Source organism: Alloalcanivorax venustensis (assembly GCF_047495515.1).
Lineage (GTDB): Bacteria > Pseudomonadota > Gammaproteobacteria > Pseudomonadales > Alcanivoracaceae > Alloalcanivorax > Alloalcanivorax venustensis.
Map to the genome: position 1 here is coordinate 1,834,533 of NZ_CP179934.1, position 22,636 is coordinate 1,857,168.

General features: G+C 59.4%; 19 protein-coding genes. All 19 read left to right on the plus strand.

Features of this window, described 5'->3' with window-relative positions; translation table 11 throughout:
* Positions 1-82: 82 nt before the first annotated feature.
* The 19 genes from ACMG4O_RS08715 (at position 83) to ACMG4O_RS08805 (ending at position 22,529) form a co-directional block, all read left to right on the plus strand.
* The gene (locus tag ACMG4O_RS08715; RefSeq protein WP_414433602.1) at positions 83-448 is read left to right on the plus strand and encodes a four helix bundle protein; all 366 of its coding nucleotides are present in this window, start codon (positions 83-85) and stop codon (positions 446-448) included.
* Positions 449-509: 61 nt separating this feature from the next.
* A complete protein-coding gene (cysC, locus tag ACMG4O_RS08720; RefSeq protein WP_414433603.1) occupies positions 510-1,124 on the plus strand; it encodes an adenylyl-sulfate kinase in 615 nt (204 codons plus the stop codon).
* 120 nt (positions 1,125-1,244) lie between these two features.
* The gene (locus ACMG4O_RS08725) at positions 1,245-2,573 is read left to right on the plus strand and encodes a UDP-glucose dehydrogenase family protein (RefSeq protein WP_414433604.1); all 1,329 of its coding nucleotides are present in this window, start codon (positions 1,245-1,247) and stop codon (positions 2,571-2,573) included.
* Between the two features lie 85 nt (positions 2,574-2,658).
* Positions 2,659-3,240: an acyltransferase gene (locus ACMG4O_RS08730; RefSeq protein WP_414433605.1), complete on the plus strand. Its 582-nt coding sequence runs from the start codon at positions 2,659-2,661 to the stop codon at positions 3,238-3,240.
* A 21-nt stretch (positions 3,241-3,261) separates the two neighbouring features.
* On the plus strand, positions 3,262-4,353 hold the full coding sequence (locus ACMG4O_RS08735; protein WP_414433606.1) for a DegT/DnrJ/EryC1/StrS family aminotransferase: 1,092 nt from the start codon (positions 3,262-3,264) through the stop codon (positions 4,351-4,353).
* A gap of 9 nt (positions 4,354-4,362) precedes the next feature.
* The gene (locus ACMG4O_RS08740; RefSeq protein WP_414433607.1) at positions 4,363-5,355 is read left to right on the plus strand and encodes an NAD-dependent epimerase/dehydratase family protein; all 993 of its coding nucleotides are present in this window, start codon (positions 4,363-4,365) and stop codon (positions 5,353-5,355) included.
* Positions 5,356-5,360: 5 nt separating this feature from the next.
* Positions 5,361-6,476 carry a DegT/DnrJ/EryC1/StrS family aminotransferase gene (locus ACMG4O_RS08745; RefSeq protein ID WP_414433608.1) on the plus strand — a complete coding sequence of 372 codons (1,116 nt, stop codon included), beginning with the start codon at positions 5,361-5,363 and terminating at the stop codon, positions 6,474-6,476.
* A 29-nt stretch (positions 6,477-6,505) separates the two neighbouring features.
* The gene (locus tag ACMG4O_RS08750; RefSeq protein ID WP_414433609.1) at positions 6,506-7,813 is read left to right on the plus strand and encodes a glycosyltransferase; all 1,308 of its coding nucleotides are present in this window, start codon (positions 6,506-6,508) and stop codon (positions 7,811-7,813) included.
* Positions 7,806-9,266, plus strand: coding sequence for an oligosaccharide flippase family protein (locus ACMG4O_RS08755; protein WP_414433610.1), 1,461 nt, complete (start codon positions 7,806-7,808; stop codon positions 9,264-9,266). Before ACMG4O_RS08750 ends, ACMG4O_RS08755 begins: the two co-directional genes overlap by 8 nt.
* 151 nt (positions 9,267-9,417) lie before the next feature.
* Positions 9,418-10,941, plus strand: coding sequence for a capsule assembly Wzi family protein (locus tag ACMG4O_RS08760; protein WP_414433611.1), 1,524 nt, complete (start codon positions 9,418-9,420; stop codon positions 10,939-10,941).
* A 29-nt stretch (positions 10,942-10,970) separates the two neighbouring features.
* Positions 10,971-12,083: a polysaccharide export protein gene (locus ACMG4O_RS08765; protein WP_414433612.1), complete on the plus strand. Its 1,113-nt coding sequence runs from the start codon at positions 10,971-10,973 to the stop codon at positions 12,081-12,083.
* Positions 12,084-12,512, plus strand: coding sequence for a low molecular weight protein-tyrosine-phosphatase (locus tag ACMG4O_RS08770; protein WP_414433613.1), 429 nt, complete (start codon positions 12,084-12,086; stop codon positions 12,510-12,512).
* 66 nt (positions 12,513-12,578) lie between these two features.
* A complete protein-coding gene (locus ACMG4O_RS08775) occupies positions 12,579-14,747 on the plus strand; it encodes a polysaccharide biosynthesis tyrosine autokinase (protein WP_414433614.1) in 2,169 nt (722 codons plus the stop codon).
* Positions 14,748-14,823: 76 nt separating this feature from the next.
* Complete coding sequence (locus ACMG4O_RS08780; RefSeq protein WP_414433615.1) at positions 14,824-15,996, plus strand: glycosyltransferase family 4 protein; 1,173 nt, start codon at positions 14,824-14,826, stop codon at positions 15,994-15,996.
* Positions 15,997-16,225: 229 nt separating this feature from the next.
* The gene (gene rfaH / locus ACMG4O_RS08785) at positions 16,226-16,723 is read left to right on the plus strand and encodes a transcription/translation regulatory transformer protein RfaH (protein WP_414433616.1); all 498 of its coding nucleotides are present in this window, start codon (positions 16,226-16,228) and stop codon (positions 16,721-16,723) included.
* Positions 16,724-16,912: 189 nt separating this feature from the next.
* Positions 16,913-18,382, plus strand: a complete 1,470-nt coding sequence (locus tag ACMG4O_RS08790) for an MBL fold metallo-hydrolase (protein ID WP_414433617.1) — start codon at positions 16,913-16,915, stop codon at positions 18,380-18,382.
* Positions 18,383-18,448: 66 nt separating this feature from the next.
* Positions 18,449-19,762: a nucleotide sugar dehydrogenase gene (locus ACMG4O_RS08795; protein ID WP_414433618.1), complete on the plus strand. Its 1,314-nt coding sequence runs from the start codon at positions 18,449-18,451 to the stop codon at positions 19,760-19,762.
* 13 nt (positions 19,763-19,775) lie between these two features.
* Complete coding sequence (locus tag ACMG4O_RS08800) at positions 19,776-20,735, plus strand: Gfo/Idh/MocA family protein (protein WP_414433619.1); 960 nt, start codon at positions 19,776-19,778, stop codon at positions 20,733-20,735.
* A gap of 468 nt (positions 20,736-21,203) precedes the next feature.
* Complete coding sequence (locus tag ACMG4O_RS08805) at positions 21,204-22,529, plus strand: lipopolysaccharide biosynthesis protein (RefSeq protein ID WP_414433620.1); 1,326 nt, start codon at positions 21,204-21,206, stop codon at positions 22,527-22,529.
* The last annotated feature ends 107 nt before the right edge of the window (positions 22,530-22,636 follow it).

Consider the following 22,636-nt stretch of genomic DNA (forward strand, 5'->3'; position numbering starts at 1 on the left):
GGCGCGATACAGGATTCAGGATGCAGGATTCAGGAGAAAACAGCCGGTATACTGTTCGGCCACATTATGAGGAGACGCAAGGATGCGCTTCGAGGAATTGGACGTATGGAAGCGGTCGGCACGCCTTAGTGCGGAACTATACAAATACTTCGTGGGTTTCCGGGATTACGGCTTTCGAGACCAGATAACCCGCTCAGGGCTGTCGATTCCCTCGAACATTGCGGAAGGCCACGAACGGGCATCGCCCAGAGAAAAACTGAACTTCCTGAATTACGCCAAGGGCTCCGCCGGCGAGCTCCGGGCACAGGTGCTGATCGGTATCCAAGCCGGCTACATAGACGTAAAAACTGGAAATCACTGGAAGCGGGAAGCAGAAGGCATAGCCAGAATGCTGCATGCCATGATTCAAGGCAGCCAACGCCGCAGAGCGCCTCGGCGCCACCCCTGAATCCTGTATCCTGAATCCTGAATCGCAGCCGCAGGCTGCCAACCGAGCAATAGGAGACATCATGTCAGGCCCGTACGAACGCCGAGAGAACGAGTCCCAGGCCGAAGTGATCTGGCACCAGACCCACATCACCAAGGACGACCGCGCCAAGCAGAAGAACCAGGTGCCCAAGTGCATCTGGCTCACCGGCCTGTCCGGCTCCGGCAAGTCCACCCTGGCCAACGCCCTGGAAGTGGCGCTCACCGAGCAGGGCAAGCACACCTACCTGCTGGACGGCGACAACGTACGCCACGGTCTGAACAAGAACCTGGGCATGAGCGACGAAGACCGCACCGAGAACATCCGCCGGGTGTCCGAAGTGGCCAAGCTGATGGTCGACGCCGGCCTGGTGGTGATCACCGCCTTCATCAGCCCGTTCCGTGCCGACCGGGACGCCGCCCGCGCCCTGTTCGAGGACGGCGAGTTCGTGGAAGTGTTCGCCGACGCCCCCCTGGAAGAGTGCGAGAAGCGCGACCCCAAGGGCCTCTACAAGAAAGCCCGCGCCGGCGAGATCAAGGAATTCACCGGCATCGACAGCCCCTACGAAGCCCCCGCCAACGCGGAAGTGGTGATCAACACCGCCGAGCACGACATCGGCGAGTGCGTGCGCCAGCTGATTGAGAAAATCGGCGTTTAATACCTCTCAAAGCCCCGTAAAAGGCGCTTTTTTGCGCCTTTCTCCAAGCATCGGCAGCGTCTCCGCCCGGTTAGCCTGACAACCCTTATCAGTGGTTGAACAGGCTCCGGGGAGCTGTCTATGCGTATCACCGTTTTCGGCGCCGGCTATGTCGGCCTGGTCACCGCCGCCTGCCTGGCGGATGTCGGGCACCGGGTGTTGTGCGCCGATGTGGACGTCGAGCGGGTGCGCACCCTGGACCGCGGCGAAGTGCCCATCTACGAGCCCGGCCTGAAAACCATGCTGGCGCGCAACCGCGAAGAGGGCCGCCTGGCGTTCACCACCGACGCCGGCCAGGCCGTGCGCTTCGGCACCCTGCTGTTCATCGCCGTGGGCACCCCGGCGGGCGAGAACGGCGCCGCCGACCTCAAGCATGTGCTGGCGGTGGCCGCCGCCATCGGCGAGCACATCGACGGTTACCGCCTGGTGATCAACAAATCCACCGTGCCGGTGGGCACCGCCGACCGCGTGCGGGCGGTGATCGCCGAGCAGGGCAGGGCGGATGATTTCGACGTCTGTTCCAACCCGGAATTCCTCAAGGAAGGCGCCGCCATCGAGGACTTCACCCGAGGCGCCCGCATCGTGGTCGGCACCGAGTCCGAACGGGCCCGCGAGCTGATGCGCGAGTGCTACGGCCCCTACAACTGGAACCGCGACAAGTTCATTTTCATGGACACCCGCTCCGCCGAGCTGACCAAGTACGCGGCCAACACCATGCTGGCCACCAAAATCAGCTTTATGAACGAGATGGCCAACCTGGCCGAGCACCTGGGCGCCGACATCGAACAGGTCCGCCTGGGTATCGGCTCCGACCCCCGTATCGGCTACCACTTTATCTACCCGGGTTGCGGCTACGGCGGCGCCTGTTTTCCCAAGGACATCCAGGCCCTGGAAAGCATGGCCCGCGACGCCGGCTACCCGGCGCGTATCCTGCAGGCCGTGGAGCAGGTCAACCGCGCCCAGAAAGACACCCTGTTCGCCAAGCTGCAAAAGGCCCTGGAGGGCGACCTGGCCGGCAAAACCATCGCCGTCTGGGGGTTGGCCTACAAACCCAACACCGACGACATGCGTGAGGCACCCAGCCGGTCGCTGATGGAGGCGGTCTGGGCCCAAGGGGGCCGAATCCAGGCCTACGACCCGGAAGCCGCCCAGGAGTGCCGCAGGCTTTACGGTCAGCGGCCCGACCTGACCCTGGCCGACGACCGCTACCAGGCTCTGGAAGGCGCGGACGCCCTGGTGATCTGCACCGAATGGAAGGAGTTTCGGGTGGTCGACGCCGCCGAAATCACTGCCCGCCTGCGCCGGCCGCTGGTGATCGACGGCCGCAACCTCTACGACCCGCCGGCCCTGCGGCGCGCCGGCATCGCCTATTTCGCTGTCGGGCGCGGGGACAGCGTGCTCACCAGCTAGCTTCCAAACCGGCACCTTGGAGCCGGCGAGCTATGCCATATACAATAGCCCGCTATTCTTGCTCCGCCCCGGATAGGGAGATTCCATGGATTATCAGGTTCACGAAAGCGCCATCGTCGACGAGGGCGCTCAAATCGGTAGTGGTTCGCGGGTGTGGCACTTCGTCCACGTCTGTGGAGGGGCCCGGGTAGGGCGTAACGTGTCCATGGGCCAGAACGTCTTCGTGGGCAACAAGGTCACCATCGGCGACAACTGCAAAATCCAGAACAACGTCTCGGTGTACGACAACGTGCACCTGGAAGAGGGCGTGTTCTGCGGCCCCAGCATGGTGTTCACCAACGTCTACAATCCACGTTCGCTGATCGAGCGCAAGGACGAGTATCGCGAGACCCTCGTAAAGCGGGGCGCCACCCTGGGTGCCAACTGCACCATTGTGTGCGGGGTGACCATCGGCGCCTATGCCTTCGTCGGCGCCGGCGCCGTGGTCAATAAGGATGTGCCCGATTACGCCCTGATCGTGGGCGTTCCGGGCAAGCAGATCGGCTGGATGAGTGAGTTCGGCGAGCAGTTGGATCTGCCCATGGATGGCAACGGGGAAGTGCGATGTGCGCATACCGGTGCCCATTATGTGTTGCACGACGGCCGTGTGACTAAAAGAAGCGACTGAACGCTGTCGTTTGGGGAACCTATGGAATTCATCGATTTAAATGCCCAGCAGGCTCGTATCAAAGAACGGATCGACGCCGGTATTCAGCGTGTCCTGGCCCACGGAAAGTATATTCTGGGGCCGGAAGTGGAAGAGCTCGAAGAGCGGCTGGCGGCCTTTGCCGGCAGCAAATACTGCATTACCGTGGCCAACGGCACTGACGCCCTGCAAATAGCCCAGATGGCGTTCGGGATCGGCCCCGGCGATGAAGTCATCGTGCCCGGCTTCAGCTATATCGCCACCGCCGAGACGCCGGCCTTGCTGGGCGCCAAACCGGTATACGTGGACATCGATCCGAATACCTATAACATCAGCCCGGCAGCCGTCGAAGCGGCAATCACCCCTAGAACCAAGGCGATTATCCCGGTCTCGCTCTACGGCCAATGCGCCGACCTGGAAGCCGTCAACCGCGTGGCGGCTAAGCACGGCCTGCCGGTGATTGAAGACGGCGCCCAGAGTTTCGGGGCCGAGCGCAATGGTGCTAAATCCTGTGCGCTGAGCACGGTCGGTTGCACCAGCTTCTTCCCGAGCAAACCGCTAGGCTGCTATGGCGACGGCGGCGCGATATTCACCGACGATGAAGAGCTGGCCCGGGTAATCCGGCAAATCGCCAGACACGGCCAGGACCGTCGCTACCATCATATAAGGGTGGGCGTGAACAGCCGTCTGGACACCATTCAGGCCGCCATCCTGTTGCCCAAACTCGAACTGCTGGCGGAAGAGATCACGCTTCGGAACCGGGTGGCGGCGCTGTATAACGAGCAGCTTGGCGGTTTGAGCTCATTGACCGTGCCCTATTGCGAGCCGGGTAACACCAGTGCCTGGGCGCAATACACCATTCGTGTGGAAAACCGCGACGAGGTGCGCGAGGCGTTGTCGGCCGCCGGTATACCCACGGCGGTGCATTACCCGATACCCTTGAACCGCCAGCCGGCGGTGGGCGACGAAAGCGTTTCCTTGCCGGTTGGCGATAAAGCCGCCGAGCAGGTGGTCAGTTTGCCGATGCACCCTTACCTGCCGCCGGAGGACGTGGAGACAATAACCCGCACCCTGGCGCAAATTACCGAATCGTAGAGAGATAACATGCTGAAAGGAAAGCGAATTTTTATCACTGGTGGCGCCGGGTTCATCGGCTCCACGCTGATCGGCAAACTGATTGATGACAACGAAATCATCGCCTACGACAACCTCAGCCGGAATGCGCTGGAGCGCAGCACCTCCCACGGCCACAAGAACCTGACTGTGAAGCAGGGCGATATCCTCGATAGCGAGTCTCTCAAAGAGGCGGCGAAGGGCGCGGAAGTGTTTATTCACGCCGCCGCGATCGCGGGAATCGACAACACCCTGGTTAATCCGGTCAATACCATGACCGTGAACATGGTCGGCACCGCCAACGCTCTGGAGGCGGCTCAATCAGCCGGTACGGTGGAGCGTTTTCTCGAGTTCTCCACCTCCGAAGTCTTCGGTTCGCGGGCTTATCGAGTCGAGGAAGTCGACTCGACCACCACCGGTGCCGTCGGCGAGGCACGCTGGACCTACGCGGTCAGTAAGCTGGCCGGTGAGCACCTGACTCACGCCTATCACCGGCAGCACAACCTGCCGACGGTCACGTTTCGGCCCTTTAATGTGTATGGTCCTGGCCAGGTAGGCGAGGGCGCTATCTCCATCATGATCCGTAAAGCACTGAAAGACGAAGATATCTATATCTTCGGCGATGGCGCTCAGATACGTGCCTGGTGCTACATCGACGATATGATCGATGCCTTGATGAAAGCGCTGGTGATGCCCAAGGCGGTGGGCGAATCTTTCAATATCGGTAATGCCAGGGCGGTCACCACCATCTACGGGCTCGCTCAGACTATCTGCCGGGTGCTCAATTCCAAATCAAAAATCGTTTTCAGGGATGCGCTCTCCGCCGATATTGAGCTTCGTATCCCGAATGTGGATAAAGCCAAGGATCTGATCGATTTCGAAGCGCGCGTGGACTTGGAAGAGGGGCTGCTCCGCACCGGCGAGTGGATATCCAAGAACATGGACGATTTGCCGGAGATGCCGGCTCTTTTCCAGAGTAAGTGAGCCGTATGATTAACCTGTCGAGGCCCAATATCAGCGAACAGGCCATTGAGTCCGTGGCCCGGGTGCTGCGCTCGGGACAGTTGGTACACGGACCGGAAAGCGAGACCTTTGAGCAGGAACTGGCCGTTTACCTGGGCTGCCGGGAGGCGATTCTGGTGTCCTCGGGCACCGCGGCTTTGCACCTGGCGTTGATGGCGCTCGATATCGGTAGCGGTGACGCGGTCCTGGTGCCCGACTTCACCTTTCCCGCCACCGCTAATGCAGTGATGGCGGTGGGTGCCCGCCCGGTCCTGGTGGATGTCAGCGCGGATACCTACAACCTTGATCCGCAATGCTTGCGCCAGACCATCGAAGGCTGGCGCGGCGCTGAGCGCTTGCGAGCCGTGATGCCGGTGCACGAGTTCGGGCACCCCGCCGATATGGCGGCGATCAGCGGCATCGCCAAAGAGCACGGTCTTTATGTGGTCGAAGACGCCGCGTGCGCTCTGGGCGCGAATCTCAACGGGCGTAAAACCGGCACCTTTGGGGATTTGGCGTGTTTTTCTTTTCACCCGCGCAAGACCCTGACCACCGGCGAGGGCGGGTTGTTGACCACCGACAACCCGGAACTGGCCCGGCGAACGCGCCGCCTGCGCAATCACGGCATGGAGCGTACCGATAGCGGTATGCGCTTTATGGAACCGTCGTTGAACTATCGTTTAACGAACTTCCAGGCGGCTCTGGGCCGGGCCCAACTCCCGTCCCTGGACCTATGGGTCAATGATCGTCGAGAACTGGCCGCACTGTACGTGGAGAACCTGGCCGCGCCCGCCGGTGAGGGGCTGTTGACCTTGCCAAACGCCGACCCGGGCCACAGCTGGCAGACCTTCATGGTGGTGCTCGATGGCCGTTTTGATCGGGCCGAAGTGATAGCGAAGCTCAAGGCGGTGGGTATCGAATCCAATCTCGGCGCCCAGAGTATGCAAGAGATAGGGCTGTACGGGGACGCTCTGGACACATGCAAAGTGGGCCCGCATCTGTATGCCCAGGGGCTGGCGCTGCCATTGTATGAGCGCATGACGCCGGACCAGATACGCCAGGTTTCCGAGAGCCTGACGGCGGTGTTATCAGGTGCCGACTAGACGAGCAGCCGGGTACGGGAATGCGTGACATGAAAGTGCTGATTGCGCCCGTCGAGACCGCCGGCTTCGTCGCCAATCTGGTGCAGGGGTTGCGGCAACTCGGCGTCGATGCCGAAAGCTATGTATCAGAGCGGCATTCGTTCTCCTATGACGTCGAGGAGGAGAAGAAAAGCCTGATCGTGCGCCTTTGGCGGCACCTGGGAACCTTGTTCAAGCGAACGCCCCCCTTTCCCTTTCCCGTCAGGGTGGCCCTTCTCGCGGCTCAGAGCGTTGTTGCCTGGTTCGTGCTGTTTCGCTCGGTGCGCCTATTCGACGCCTACATTTTCGTTGCCGGAAAAACGTTCACCAACACCCGCTTTGAATTGCGTTTACTGCACTTTCTCGGGAAAAAGATAATATTTGTTTCCTTAGGCAGTGAATCCCGCCCGCCGTACATGAGCGGTGGCTATTCCGCGGGTATGACGCCGGCCGAAGCGGCACCAAGAATCGTCCGGGCATCAAGAAAGGTAGCAAAGACAGTACAGCTCCAGGAGCGTTACGCGCACTACGTGGTCAATGCGCCGGGCACCGGTCAGTTTCATCGCAAGAACTTCGTAAATTGGTTTTCCATGGGCGTCCCGGTACCGGAAGCCCAGGAGCCGTCGCTTGAGGACGATGCTTCGAAAAGCGGCCCGGTCCGTATTCTCCATAGCCCCTCCAAACCCCTGCTGAAAGGGTCGAACGAAATACGCGCGGTAATCGCGAGTCTCAAGCACAAAGGCTATGCCATCGACTTTATAGAGTTGAAAGGCGTGCCAAACGCCGAAGTCAGGGAGGAGCTGGCGCGCTGTGATTTCGTCATCGACCAGCTCTACTCCGACACACCCATGGCATTCTTCGCCACGGAGGCGGCGCACTATGGAAAGCCCGCGGTCGTAGGGGGATATTTCTCCGCTTTCGTGAACCAGTATGTTGATAGGGGTGACATTCCGCCCAGCGCCTATGTATTGCCGGAGCAGCTGGAAGAAACCGTGGCCCGTCTGATCGACGACAGGCGTTACCGGATAGAGTTGGGCAGCGACGCCCGCCGTTTCGTGCGCGGGCGATGGCATAGCCGGATCGTCGCACAGCGTTATCTGCGGTTGCTTAACGATGAGGTGCCCGACAGCTGGTTGTGTTCGCCGGAGAATCTGTCGTACCTGGGGGGGGTGGGTGTATCCGAGAAGGAGCTCAAAGCCATGGTACGGTACATATTCGATCACTACGGGTGGGAGGCGTTCCAACTGAAGGGAAAGCCCGCCTTGGAAGCATCCCTTACCGATCTGTTAAGTCAGCAGCCCGCGGACGAAAATGCTTAAATCGGCACTGCGTGACAGCCTGATTTACGGTCTTGCGACCGTGCTCTCCAGAGGCATGGCGTTTTTTCTGTTGCCGCTGTACACCCACGTTCTGACGGTTTCACAGTACGGTGCCTATGACCTGCTGATCACTCTCGGTGCCCTGGCCAACCTGACCATCGCCCTGGAGATATCCCAGGGGCTGGCCCGGCACTGGGCCGAGGCCGCCAATGCCGATGAAAAACGGCGCCTGGCCAGCACCGCCCTGTTTTTCTCTCTCGGTATGTACGGGTTCTGGCTGGCGGTGGCGCTGTGGTTCGCCGAGCCGCTGGCGTCGATGATCCTCGGTGACTCGGAGTACCTGCCGGCGTTTCGCATGGGATTGTTGTTTATCGCCGCCAACGGCCTTTATCTGCTGCTGCTCAACCAGTTTCGCTGGCAGTTGAGAAGCCGGGCCTATGCGTCCGTCAGCATCGCCTACGCGCTCCTGACGGTGTGTTTCGCCGTGCTGTTCTGTGTACTTTTGGATATGAAGTTGGTCGGGGTGATGCTGGCCCAGTTCACGGCCGCCGCCGGTGCCTCGCTGGCCTGTTTTTATATGCTGCGGTCCAGTTACGGCCGGCTGTTCGACACCCGCCTGCTAAAGAAAATGTTGCTGTTCTCGGCGCCCCTGGTGCCGGCGGGCTTTCTGGTATTCCTGAACCTTTACGTGAACAGGCTGGCGCTCAACCATTTCATGTCTCTTGAAGAAGTGGGTGTGTTCGGCATTGCCAGCCGCATCGCCGGCATCGCCGCGTTACTGATTATCGGCATTAGAGCAGCGCTGACACCGCTGATCTACGAAAACCATCGGCGCCCCGAAACACCCGGTGAAATCGCCACGCTGTTCGGTTGGTTTCTGGCATTCGCGTTCCCGGCCTGCCTGTTTCTGTCGGTGTTCGCCCGGGAAGCGATCCTGGTGCTGGCCAAGCCCGCCTATGCCGAGGCGGCGTCGCTGGTGATCTATTTGGCTCCCGCCATGTTGATGTCGCAGATGTACATCTTCGCGCCGGGTATCGTCATCACCAAGAAAACCCACTGGCAGTTCTGGCTCACCCTGGCGTCCGCCACCGTCAGCGTGGTCGCCAACCTGGCTCTGGTACCGCTGGCCGGCGTGACCGGTGCCGCCATCGCCACGCTGGCCAGCGCCCTGGTGTTTTTCTTCGGCTGGGTACGGATCAGTCAGCGTCTTTACCCTGTCCCCTACGCCTGGCCCAGTGCTTTCCTGGCGATGCTCTGCTTCACCGGGCTATCTTCCCTGGGTGTCTGGATCGATGCCTCGGAGATGTCTTTATGGCCGGCGATCACCGCCAAGGCCTTGCTGCTGCTGGCCATGCTTGTCGCCGTCGTCGCTCTGAAGCTGCTCCCGGCCGCCGATCTGCGCAAGCTGGTCTCAAGCCTCATCGGCCGATTGCGCCCATCCAGCGGTAAATGATAAACCTGCCCCCGCTCTGTCACCGGGGTTAGCAATATAGTAAACACAATGTAAAATGCCGTTGCGTGTCATAGGCATGACAAAACGTGCGGGTGATAATCCTCGCCCCAGGGACGGGGAACAAACCAATCATCAGGATAGGACGCCGCCAGTGTTAAGTGGGTTCAAACGGGCCACCTGGGCCCGAGCAGTAAAGGGCGGAGCTCTGGGGATACTGCTAAGCGTCAGCGCGACGGCCGCCGCCGCCCCCTGGGCGGAGACCGGGGATCTGCGCGCCCGGCACCATCTGGAAGCGCTCTCCGCGCTGGGCTGCTTCGACGGCCTCACCACCACCTGGCCGGTGAACTGGTCGGCGGTGGCGGAAGGTCTGCGCGGCGCCAGCGACACCTGTCGCACCAGCGAGCACGCCGCCTACTTGCGTGCCGCCCTGGACCGCGCCAAAACCGAAACCCGCACCGCCACCGTCACCCTCGGCGGCGCCAATGAAGAGCCCCTGTTCCGCCACTTCGGCGCCCAGCCCGCCGGCCAGGTGGACGGCTCGGCGGCGGTGTCCTTCACCGGCCGCCGCTACGCCGCCCGCATCCAGGCCGGCTACACCGACACCGACGACCGCGAAGACACCAGCGAGCTGCGCGCCGACGGCAGCTTCGTGGCCGGCCGGTTCGGTAACTGGCAGCTTGGCGCCGGTGCCATCGACCGCTGGTGGGGCCCCGGCCACCACAGCTCCCTGGCACTCTCGAACAATGCCCGTCCGGTGGCCGGCCTCTGGTTTGGCCGCCAGACCCAGTACGCGCCGCGCTCGCCGTGGCTGAACTGGGTCGGTCCCTGGGACTTCCAGGCCTTCGTCGGCCAGCTGGAGCAGGACCGGGCGGTGCCGGACGCCAAGCTGGTTGGCGGTCGCCTTACGTTCCGCCCGGCCAGTTTCCTGCAGATCGGTCTCACCCGGTTGTTCCAGTGGGGCGGGGAAGGGCGGCCCGACGGCCTGGATTCGTTTGGCGATGCCTTGATCGGTAAGGACAACGGGCAGACCAGCGGCTTCACCGAGGGCGATGACCCCAGCAACCAGGTGGCCGGCTTTGATTTCCGCGCCGGCTTCCCGGTATTCGGCGTGCCCACTGGCTTCTACGGCCAGATGATGGGTGAAGATGAGGCCGGCGGCCTGCCGTCCAAATTCTCCGCCCTGGTGGGCTTCGACGCGCTCACTGGCATCGGCGCCGGCAGCCAGCGTTTCTTCCTGGAAGGCACCGACACGGTCGCAGGCCGGGCCATCAGCGATGCCCGTTTCAACACCGCCTACGAGCACGGGACCTACCGCAGCGGCTTCCGGTACTATGGACGCAGCCTGGCCTCCACCTTTGAAGGTGACGCCCGCGCGTTGACCCTGGGCGGCCAGCAGTTTTTCCGCAACGGCATGGTGTTCACCGCCTCGGTGACCTCCGCGACGCTGAATGCGCAGGGCGTGAAGCGGGCTCAAGTTGAACCCGACGGTGCCGAAATACTGCAAGCCAATGCGGAACAAGATATCGTGCTGGCTGAATTACGGCTGGAACACGGCCTGCTGGGCGGGCGTCTCACCTGGGCCCTGGCCGCCACCGACGAAGCGGTGGACACCTTCGCCGGTGAGCGCGAGCAGGTCACCGCCATGGCGCAATGGCGCCGCACGTTTGACTGGTAAAGGACTCCCAAACGGTTATGACAGCAATAATGAAAACACTGGCTATATTCGGGCTGCTGCTCGCCGTCGCCGGCTGCACCATTGTGCCCGGGTCCGACCGCGACGCGGAGCCGGGCTGGTTCGCCGAAGACGAACAGCCGGACGCCGCCTCCCTGCCGGACGTAATTAAAACCCATACCATCACCACCGCCATCCTCGACCAAAACGAGGCGCCGGCGCCGGAACTGCCGGAGGCGCTGGCTGACTCCCCAGAAAGCTACGACTATGAGGTCGGCATTGGCGATGTCCTGCAGATTACTGTTTGGGATCACCCCGAACTGACTATCCCCGCGGGTTCCATGCGTAGCGCGCAGGAGTCCGGCAACCTGGTACACAGCGATGGCAACATTTTTTACCCTTACGTGGGAAAGCTGCATGTCGAGGGTATGAAAGTCACCGAAATCCGGGAGATGATCACCGACCGCCTGGATGAGTACATTGAAGCGCCCCAGGTGGACGTGGCGGTAGCTGGCTTCCGCAGCAAAAGAATCTACGTGACTGGCGCAGTCAACAAGCCCGGTACCTACCCGATCACCAACGTGCCCATGCGTCTGGTGGACGCAGTCAGCGCCGCCGGCGGCATCGGTGAAAACGCCAACTGGTCCCAGGTGATTCTCTCCCGGGACGGTGAGGAATACCGCCTCTCCCTGCGCGGCATCTACGAGAACGGTAACGCCGCCCAGAACGTGCTGCTGCGCCCCGGCGATGTGGTCAACGTGTCGCGTAGCGACGACAACAAGGTCTTTGTGCTCGGTGAAGTGGTTAAGCCCGAAAGCATACCCATGGGCCGTAACGGCATGAGCCTGGCGGAAGCGCTCTCCAACACCGGCGGCCTGGACGAGCGGGAAGCGGACGCCTCCGGCATCTTCGTCTTCCGCAAGGCGCAGCCCGGCCAGGAACACGGCATTGATGTCTACCAGCTTAACGCCAAGGACGCCGCCGCCCTGGTGCTGGCGGACAGCTTCGAGCTCCAGCCACGAGATATCGTCTACGTCACCGCCGCGCCGCTGGCCCGCTGGAACCGGGTGCTGAGCCTGCTGGTGCCCAGCGTCACCGCGCTCTATCTGGGTGGCCGCGCCGAGAGCGAACTGGGAAGCGACTAGATGTTTGAGCGCATCCTGGTGGTCTGTGACGGTAACATCTGCCGCAGCCCCACGGTGGCGGCCATGCTCGCCGCTGCCCGGCCTGACAAGCGGATCAGCTCCGCCGGCCTGGTCGGTCTGGAGGGCCACGATATGGAGTCCACTGCCCGGGACGTGGCCGCCGCCCAGGGGTTGGAGTGCGGCCCCCACAAGGGCCGCAAGCTCGACCGGGCGCTGTGCCAGGACGCGGATCTGATACTGGTCATGGAAGGGCGCCAGCGCGACCGCATCATCCAGCAGTTCCCGGAAGCCAGCGGCAAGACCTTTTTGCTCAGCCACTGGAACGGCGGCCAGGATATTCCCGACCCTTATCGTCGGGGCCGGGAAATATTCGAGAGAATTTATCCGCTGATGCGCCAGGCCACGGATGCTTGGCTGAAAAAATTATGAATACAGGAACGACAGAATCCGATGAGTAACCACCCAGACACCGTCCGAGGAAGAAGCGCCGTATCCATGGATGAGGATATCGATCTGCACCGGCTGTGGGGGCTGCTGGTTGATGCCCGCTGGTTGATCCTGGGCACCACGATTCTGGCACTGCTGCTGGGTGCCGCCTATGCCTTTCTGGCAACGCCGATCTATAAAGCGGACGCCCTGTTGCAGGTGGAAAAGAAGCAAAGCGGGCTCCCTGGTTTCGAAGAGCTCAATGAGGCCCTCGGCCAGGAATCCTCGGCGGCGGCGGAAATCGCCATCCTCACGTCACGCATGGTGCTGGGGAACGTGGTCGAGCAGCTGCACACCGATATTCTGGTGGCGCCGGACCGTTTGCCGGTACTGGGAGCTTTCGGTGCGCCCGAGTCGGCGCCGCCGGGCGCGGCGCGGCCCCTGTTCGCCGGTTACGGTGACAGCGAGACCTTGGTTACGGTGAAGCGCTTCACCGTGCCGGATAGCCTGCGCGGTGAAGAGTTCAGGCTTACCGCCGACGACCAGGGCCATCCCGCTGTTTTTTATAAAGGCCAGAAGGTGCTCGGTGGCCCCGCGGATCAAGTGCTCATCAGCGAAGATGACAGTATTGCTCTGGAACTGGGGGAATGGCAGTACGGCGGCGAGGACCTGACGCTGATTCGTCAATCACGTCTGTCCGCCGTTAACAATCTGCGTGGTCGTATGGAGGTCCAGGAGAAAGGCAAGGACACGGGCATCCTCACGGTCACCCTTAATGGCCACAACCCGGCACGCATTCAAAAAGAGCTGGACGCGGTGGCGGATAACTATCTTCTCCAGAACATCAATCGACAGGCCGCCGAGGCGGAAAAGAGTCTGGCCTTTCTGGATGAACAGCTCCCTGAACTCAAAAGCAAGCTGACCAAGGCGGAAGAAAAACTCAATGAGTACCGCCTGCAGCGCGATTCCGTGGATATGCAGTTGGAAACCGAATCGCTGCTCGGCCGCCTGGTATCCATGGAGGCCAAGCTCAACGAGCTTAAAATCAAGGAAAGCGAAGTCTCGGCTAAATTTACCCAGGAGCATCCTGCCTACCGCACCCTGCTGGAGCAGCGCCGCTCCCTGGAGCAGGAAAAGGCCCAGCTCAACCAACAGATCGGTAATCTGCCCGAAACCCAGCAGGAAATCCTGCGTCTGATGCGCGATGTGGAGCTGAACCAGGAAATTTACGTGGGCCTAATGAATCGCGCTCAGGAACTGCGCATCATGAAGGCCAGCACGGTGGGCAATGTTCGCGTAATCGATGACGCCGTGGTGGCGCCCGAGCCGGTGAAGCCGAAAAAGGATGTGATCATCGCGCTGGCTGGCGTGCTTGGCCTGATGATGTCCGCTGGCTATGTACTGGGTGCGGGGTTCCTGCATCGCGGCATCGAAACTCCTGACCAGCTTGAGGAGCAGGGCGTTCCGGTTTATGCCGCCGTGCCTCTTTCCCAGAACCAGCAGAAGCTGGACCGCATCGTGGCGGTCATGCGCCGCCGCAAACGCTCCAAGCACGAGCCCATCCCGCTGCTCGCCGTCAATGATCCGGCGGACCTGGCCATCGAGGCCCTGCGCAGCCTGCGCACCAGCCTCCACTTCGCCATGATGGAAGCCTCCAACAAAGTGATGATGATCTCCGGCCCCAGCCCGGAGGTGGGCAAGTCCTTTATCTCCGCCAACCTGGCGGCGGTGCTCGCTCAGGTGGGTCAGAAGGTGGTGGTGATCGACGCGGACATGCGCAAGGGTCACCTGCACCGCTATTTCGAAAACCAGAACGACGTGGGCCTCTCCGATCTCCTGTCCGGCCAGGCGGAGCACCAGGAGGCCATCCACGAGACCAAGGTGGAGAACCTGCACTTTATTCCGCGCGGCCAGATCCCGCCCAACCCGGCGGAGCTGCTCATGCACCCCCGCTTCAAGGCCCTGATGGAGCGGCTCTCCGCCGAGTACGACCTGGTGCTGGTGGACACCCCGCCGATCCTCGCCGTCACCGACGCCGCCATTATCGGCCAGCAGGCCGGTACCAGCCTGATCGTTGCCCGCTACGGCATGAACTCCGCCAAGGAAGCGGACGTCAGCGTGCACCGCTTCGAGCAGAACCGCGTCGAGATCAAAGGCGCTATCCTCAACGCCATCGAACGCCGCGCCAGCAACGAATACGGCTACTACGCCTACCACTACAACAGTGATAAGAGCTAGACTGCGGCGAAACGTCAGGGGCCACGGAGGGCCAGGCGGTTCCACTCAAGTTTCTCCACCTGGTCTCTAGTCAAACATGAAAGTCGTGCATATTTGCCTCTCCGACTATTATCTGGACGACCGGGCTTACCAGGAAAATGAACTGGTGGAGGAGCACCAGCGCCAAGGCCATAAAGTGCTGGTCATCGCCTCCACGCAGGTTCTTGATAACGAGAAGCGGCGCAAGTATCTGGCTCCGGGGCGCTACCGCAACGGCCAGGGCGTGGAGGTGATCCGGTTGCCCTACCACCCCTGGTTGCCCCACGTGTTGGCCAAAAGCCTGCGGCCGCATCCGGGGGTGTACCGGTTACTGGATGAACTCGCTCCGGACGTTATTCTCTTTCACGGTATGTGTGGCTGGGAGCTGATTAATGTCAGCCGCTATAAGAAGGATCATCCTGATGTCAGGTTCTATGTGGATACTCATACAGACTTCATTAACAGTGCCAGAGGGCTGGTCTCTAAATGGGGCCTCCACTTCCTGTATTACCGGACTATCGTGCACTGGTGCCTGCCGTGGATAGACAGGATACTTTACATCTCCCAACTGACGGGAGAGTTCGCCCGCCGGTTTTACGGTATCCCGGAGAGTAAACTGGAGTTCTTTCCGCTGGGCGGCCATCCGGTGCCCGACGACGAGTACGACACTCTGAGAAGGCATACCCGGCAAGATCAGAACCTTACCGAGGAGCACATCCTGTTCGTGCAGTCTGGGAAACAGACCAGACAAAAAAAGCTGATTCACACGTTAAAAGCATTCTCCGGCAATCCGGACCCACGCTTTCGGCTTATAATCGTCGGCTCACTGCTCGAAGAGATCCGTGAACAGGCTCAAGCGCTTATCGACTCTGATGATCGGGTTCGATTTCTCGGTTGGAAGACGCCTGCTGAGATAAAAGCGTTACTCTGCGGTGCCGATGTTTATCTGCAACCGGGAAGCCAGTCCGCCACCATGCAGACCAGTCTCTGCTGCCGTTGCGTCCCGGTATTGGAAAACATCGAGGGTCACGATATATACACGGAAAACAACGGCTGGCTCGTCGACACCGAGGAGGACCTGGCCGCTGTGCTGACTGAAATCAGCTCAGGCACGGTCGATTTGAACAGGATGCGTGACGCTTCCGAGAAGCTGGCCAGAGAACATCTGGATTACTCGGTGCTTGCCCGGCGTCTCATTGAAGGTCCACCAGAGCCGGTACCGACGCAATAACGTGATGTTGATCACATAAATAATTTGCACTAGCATCACAAATCGATATTCCGGGGGAATGTAAAAAATCGCAACAAAAGACAACCTGAGCACTACGGCAAGGCGAACTCCGCCCGGCTAACGTAGGCTCCGTCACGCGAACGTCACCTCCCCGCGCGAAGCTACATGAATACGGACACTCGGCCTCAAAAGGGCCGGGCACGGGCAGAGCCCCGAAAAGGAAAACGGCATGAGCGATTCAGGCTGGTACGTGGTTCAGTGCCGCGCCAACCAGAACTACAGGGCCCAGGAAAACCTGGAAAATCAGGGCTTTACCTGCTTTCAGCCCCAGCTCTGCCTTGAAAAAGTGCGCGCCGGCCGGCGCGTGCAACGCCAGGAACCCCTGTTCCCCGGCTACCTCTTTATTCAACTGTCCGAGCAAGGCAGTGGCTGGCACACCATCCGCTCCACCCGGGGCGTGACCAAACTGGTGGCCTTCGGCGACCGCCCGGCGGCGGTGCCGCCCTCCGTGATCGACGCCCTCAAGCTACAGACCCAGACCAGCGCCAATGACGACCGCCCCGCGCTGCGCCCGGGCGACCGCCTGCGCATCGAACACGGCCCCTTCGCGGACATGGAAGCGGTGTTCCACCGCTTCGACGGCCAGGAGCGCGCCATCGTGCTGCTCAGCATGCTCCACAAGCAGCACCGCCTCACCCTGGCCCTGAAAGACATAAGCACTATGTAGCCCTTTTTGGTTGTGAGAGCGGGCCTTGCGGGAGCGGGCCTTGTGCGAGCGGGCCCAGCCCGCGAAAGGCAAGCACAGCTTGCCGGCAGGCTCCCAGAGACCTGCAATAAAAGAAACAGGCACCGATCCGTCCTCAGGGAATCGACGGCAAACCCTGCGGCGGTAGCGTGCCTGAACGGGGGACAGACAGTGAACGATTCCAATAAGAGTGTGATAAAACACCACGGCGCCGCCACCGGCGTCACCGGCTCATGCCACGAGCTGACGCTGGACGACAACGCGGGGCTGCTGATCGACTGCGGCCTGTTTCAGGGCGGTGACCGGGGGGCGGACGGCGCCGACGCCGGGCGCCCCGAAATCGAATTTGATATCGGCCACATCAGCGCGCTGGTGGTCACCCATGTGCATCTCGATCATGTGGGGCGCATCCCCTGGTTGCTGGCCGCCGGCTTCGACGGGCCGATCTATTGCAGCGAGCCCAGCGCCGAGCTGTTGCCGATTATGCTGGAGGACGCCTTTAAGCTGGCCGTCAGCCGCCAGCCCGAGGCGATAAACTGGTATCTGAGCCGGGTACAGCGTCTGCTGCGGCCGCTGCCCTTCGACCAGTGGCACAGCGTGTACCAGGGCGCGGGCAAAGAGGCGGCGATCCGCCTGCGCCGGGCTGGGCACCTGCTCGGCTCCGCCTATGTCGAGTGCGCTTTGACCGGTGAGGCCCGCGGCCAGGACACCAGGGTGATTTTCAGTGGTGACCTGGGGAACAGGGCGTCGCCGATACTGCGGCCACCCGACCAGCCGGACGGCTGTGACATCCTGGTGCTGGAGAGCACCTACGGCGACCGGGAACACGACGACCCGGGCGCCCGCCGTCACCGCCTGCGGGCCCTGATCGAGCGGGCTCTGGTGGACCGGGGCACGGTGCTGATCCCCGCGTTCAGCATCGGTCGCACCCAGGAACTGCTCTATGAGCTGGAGGACTTGATCCACGAGAACCAGGGCAAGGAGGCCGTCGGCGGGCTCCACTGGAACGACCTGCCGGTGATCCTGGATTCGCCCCTGGCCGGCCGGTTCACGAAGGCCTACCGGGGGCTCCGTGCGCACTGGGACGAACAGGCGCTTGAGCGGGTACGCCAGGGGCGTGGCCCGCTGGCTTTCGAGCAGCTGTTCACGGTGGACGACCATGAAACCCACCAGCGCATGGTCGCCCACCTGGCGGGCACTGGCCGGCCGGCGGTGGTGATCGCCGCCAGCGGCATGTGCACCGGCGGCCGCATCGTCAATTACCTCAAGGCGATGCTCGGCGACCCGCGCCACAATGTACTGTTTGTCGGCTACCAGGCCGCCGGCACCCCCGGCCGGGAGCTGCAGACGCAAGGGCAGGGCGGCCAGGTGGAACTGGACGGCGAGGTCCACGAGATCAAGGCCGGTGTGGACACCATTGGCGGTTATTCCGCCCACGCCGACCGCAACGGGCTGCTCGACTTCGTCACCGGTATGACCCGGTGGCCCCGGGAGATCCGCCTGGTGCACGGTGATGACCAGGCCAAGCGGGCCCTGGCCACGGAACTCGGGCGCCGCTATCAAGGCAGCGCGCAAAAAGGCAGAATCCGCACATCACCTGGACCGTCCTCAGGGAACCGGCGGCAAACCCTGCGGCGGTAGCGTGTCTGGATTACAATGGCGCCCGCAAAAAAGGCGACCATAAAGAAAGCAACAAGGAGACTTCGTGTGAGCGGTGGCAAAGAAGCCGTAATTCGGCGCTTTAAGACCAAGGAGGCGGTAATCGGTATCGTCGGCCTCGGCTATGTGGGCCTGCCCCTGATGCTGCGCTACAACAGCATCGGTTTCCGGGTCCTCGGCATTGATATCGACCAGGGCAAAGTGGATAAGCTCAACAGCGGGGTCAGCTACATTGAACACCTGGCGTCTGAACGGGTCGCCGCGGCGCGAGAAAGCGGGTTCGAGGCCACCGCGGACTTTGCCCGCGCCGCGGAATGCGACGCCCTGATCCTGTGTGTGCCCACGCCGCTGAACAAGTACCGGGAGCCGGACCTAAGCTTCGTCGTCAACACGGTAGAGGCGTTGCAGCCTCATTTCCGGCCCGGCCAGATTGTGTCCCTGGAAAGCACCACCTACCCCGGCACCACCGAGGAAGAGCTGTTGCCCCGGATCACCGCGCAGGGCCTCAAGGTGGGCGAGGACGTCTTCCTGGTCTATTCCCCGGAACGGGAAGACCCCGGCAACCTGGATTTCCAGACCAGCACCATCCCCAAAGTGCTCGGCGGACACACCCCGGCCTGTCGCGATGTGGGAGTGGCGCTTTATGAGCAGGCCATCGACCAGGTGGTCCCGGTGAGCAGCACCAAAGTGGCCGAGATGACCAAATTGCTCGAGAACATCCACCGGGCGGTGAACATCGGGCTGGTCAACGAGATGAAAGTGGTCGCTGATCGCATGGGGATCGATATTTTTGAGGTGGTGGACGCCGCCGCCACCAAGCCCTTCGGCTTTACGCCCTACTACCCGGGGCCGGGCCTAGGCGGGCACTGTATCCCCATCGACCCCTTCTACCTGACCTGGAAGGCGCGTGAATACGGCCTGCATACCCGCTTCATCGAGCTGTCCGGGGAGGTGAACCAGGCCATGCCGGAGTACGTGGTCGGTAAGCTTATGGACGCCCTGAACGATCATGGAAAGGCGCTGAAGGGCAGCAAGGTCCTGGTGCTTGGCATCGCCTACAAAAAGAACGTCGACGATATGCGGGAATCCCCCTCCGTGGAAATCATGGAGCTGATCCAGGATAAAGGGTGCCAGGTGGCCTACAGCGATCCTCATGTGCCGACCTTCCCCAAGATGCGCGAGCACCGGTTCGAGCTGGACAGTGTCCCGCTAACGCCGGATACCCTGGCCACCTTCGACGCCGTGGTGCTCACCACGGATCACGACCGGTTCGACTACGAAATGATTCGAGAAAATGCCGCGATCATCGTCGATACGCGCGGTAAGTACCGGGCTCAAGACCCGAAAGTCGTCAAAGCATAAGGTAACGTAACGAATGAAGAATTTCGCACTCATCGGCGCTGCTGGCTACATCGCTCCTCGGCATATGAAAGCGATCAACGAAACCGGCAACCGCCTGTCCGTAGCGTATGACATCAACGACTCCGTCGGCATTATCGACTCGCTCTCACCCGGCAGCGAATTTTTCACTGAATTCGAACGCTTCCAGGAGCACGCCTGGCAACTGAAACGGGATCCGGAAACCGCCCTGGATTACGTCGCCGTCTGTTCACCGAACTATCTACACCACCCGCATATTGCCGCCGGCCTGCGTCTGGGCTGTGATGTGATTTGTGAGAAACCTTTGGTGCCCACTCCCGAGCTGCTGGATGAGTTGAGCCGCGTGGAAGCCGAGACCGGCAAACGGGTCTACAACATTCTTCAACTGCGCCACCACCAGGCTATCCTGGACCTCAAGAAGAAAGTCGACGCCCAGCCCGCTGGCCCAAAGCATGAAGTAGAGCTCACCTACATCACCTCCAGGGGAAAGTGGTACATGGAGAGCTGGAAAGGGGACCCCAGGAAGTCCTTCGGAGTGGCCACTAATATCGGCGTACACTTCTTCGACATGCTGCACTTTATCTTCGGAAAGCTCGAGAAGAACGTGCTGCACTACGCCGACAACCAAAAAGCGGCCGGCTACCTGGAATACGAAAAAGCACGAGTGCCCTGGTTTCTATCCATTGACACCCAAGACCTCCCCGGAAGCGTCGAGAGCAAGCAAAGCACATATCGTTCGATTACCGTAGACGGAAATGAAATTGAGTTCTCAGCCGGATTCACCGATTTACATACTGTGAGCTATGAAGAGATATTAGCTGATCGTGGTTACGGTATAGAAGACGCTCGGCACAGTGTTGAAACCGTGAATAAAATACGCTGCGGGCACGTCGTACCTGCTGAGCCGAGGGAAGCTCATTCATTCCTGTCCCGGCTCTTGAAAGCTACTATCTAAGTTCGATTTGTATCTGACATTATCCCTAAAGCAGATTCGTCTTACTATGAAGTAAGCTGATCGGAAAGCAATTCTAAAAGGTTTTTTAAAGCTTATTTTTATCTGGTGATGTAGCTGGTGTCGCTTCTAACTACAAAGAAAAATTTTTAATTTAAGCGCCTGCACTAAAATCATCAAATAACAGAATTAAAAGTGGAAGGCATCGCCGAACCGGTTAAAGACATAGATGGAACTTTGGTGGTGAGTTTCATGTGTTGCTGCGTATTACTTATCAGAATATGAAATTTGTAAGTATCCAAATGCATTTTGATAAAAGAAATTTTCGAAAACTAAGCGATCTAGTCTCGTGTGCATTTAAATGACTATGAATATATCGGCGATAGGTGGTTAACATGAATGCACCGTCAGATCGAAGAGCACTTACAGCAAAAGTGAATTTAACATGACCTGCATGCTTGTTGGTTACCAATGAAACAGAAAATTGAGAAGGATAGCTTTTTCAAAAGTGTTGGCGTTATCTTGAGTGGGACTGTATTTGCGCAGGCTGTAACTTTATTTGTAGCACCATTCATTACTAGACTATACAGCCCCTCTGAATTTGGGCTATTTGCGGTCTACATTAGCGTAATGGCTATAATTGTAGTCCTCGGGTCTTTGCGCTATGAAATGGCAATATTGTTACCAAGGAAAAGAAGAGATGCCTATAGTATATTAATATTATGCTTTCTTATAGCAATGCCCATTTCAATTCTGGTGTTTGCAGTACTATCTTACCTGTCATTTTCTTCATTACAAATAAGCGCATATTTCCTATTTCTCCCTTTCGCTTTCTTTGCGACTGTCGGCTGCCAAATATTAACAAAATGGCAGTTGCGCGAGAAAAAATTCCATCGGATTGCCGTTTCGAGAGTAGCCCAGTCTTCTTTGACCGCTGCTGTGCAACTATCCTTTTTCAAAGGTGGTCCTTTAGGTTTAATAGCTGCTCACTTTCTCGGCCAAGTCATTCAGTTTATTATATTAAAAAAAAATGCAGTCTTCGCAAGAGACGTTTTTAGAGAAAATAAAAAAAAATTAGAGGAGGTAGCTTTTAGATATAGAAGGTTTCCTCTTTTCGATACTTCTTATGCTGTTTTTTTTGCTGCGGGTCAGCAGTCGCCGACTGTACTTTTAGGTTTGATGTTTGGCCCATCAGCGGCTGGATTGTATGCGCTCTCGGAGAGAGTTCTCTCTGCGCCGCTGAACGTGATAGGGGGCGCGGTAGGCAGCGTTTTCTTCTCTCATGTATCTGACTCAACATCGGTTTTAGAAAGAAACCAGATGATCCTTAACGTTTATACGAAAATGTTTTATTTGTCTTTGATGCCTGCCGTAATAATTTTTCTATTTGGCGAGGAGGTATTTGGCTATGTTTTCGGCGAAGCATGGATTGAGGCAGGTAAGATAGCAACTTATCTGGTGCCTTTTTTTGTCTCGCAGTTTGTGGTCTCACCTTTAATAACAATATTCGCAGTTCTTGAAGAGCAAAAAGCGGCTGCCTTTCTGCAAGGCGCTATCTTTTTTGCGAGAATTATCGTGCTGATCCTGGGCTCGATGTTCTGGAGCTTGGAGACTGTGGTTGTTATGTTTTCGGTTGTGAGCGTAATAGGTGCGATATTACAACTTTGTTTTATTTTTTGGCGTTGCAAAATTCCTCCGTTATTGGTTTTATTTAATCATATTAAGATAGCATTGGTTTTCTTGCTTTTGCTTGTCTTTTTTGAATTTACGAATTACTGGATTTTTGGCAACGTATGAGGTAAGCCTAGTGCTAAAAAAGCCAAAAGATTTAAAGTGCCTGCTCATTTTTATCAGATTAGACTTAAGGGCAAGAGGTCGTGATTTTAAATTGATATCGATTCTTG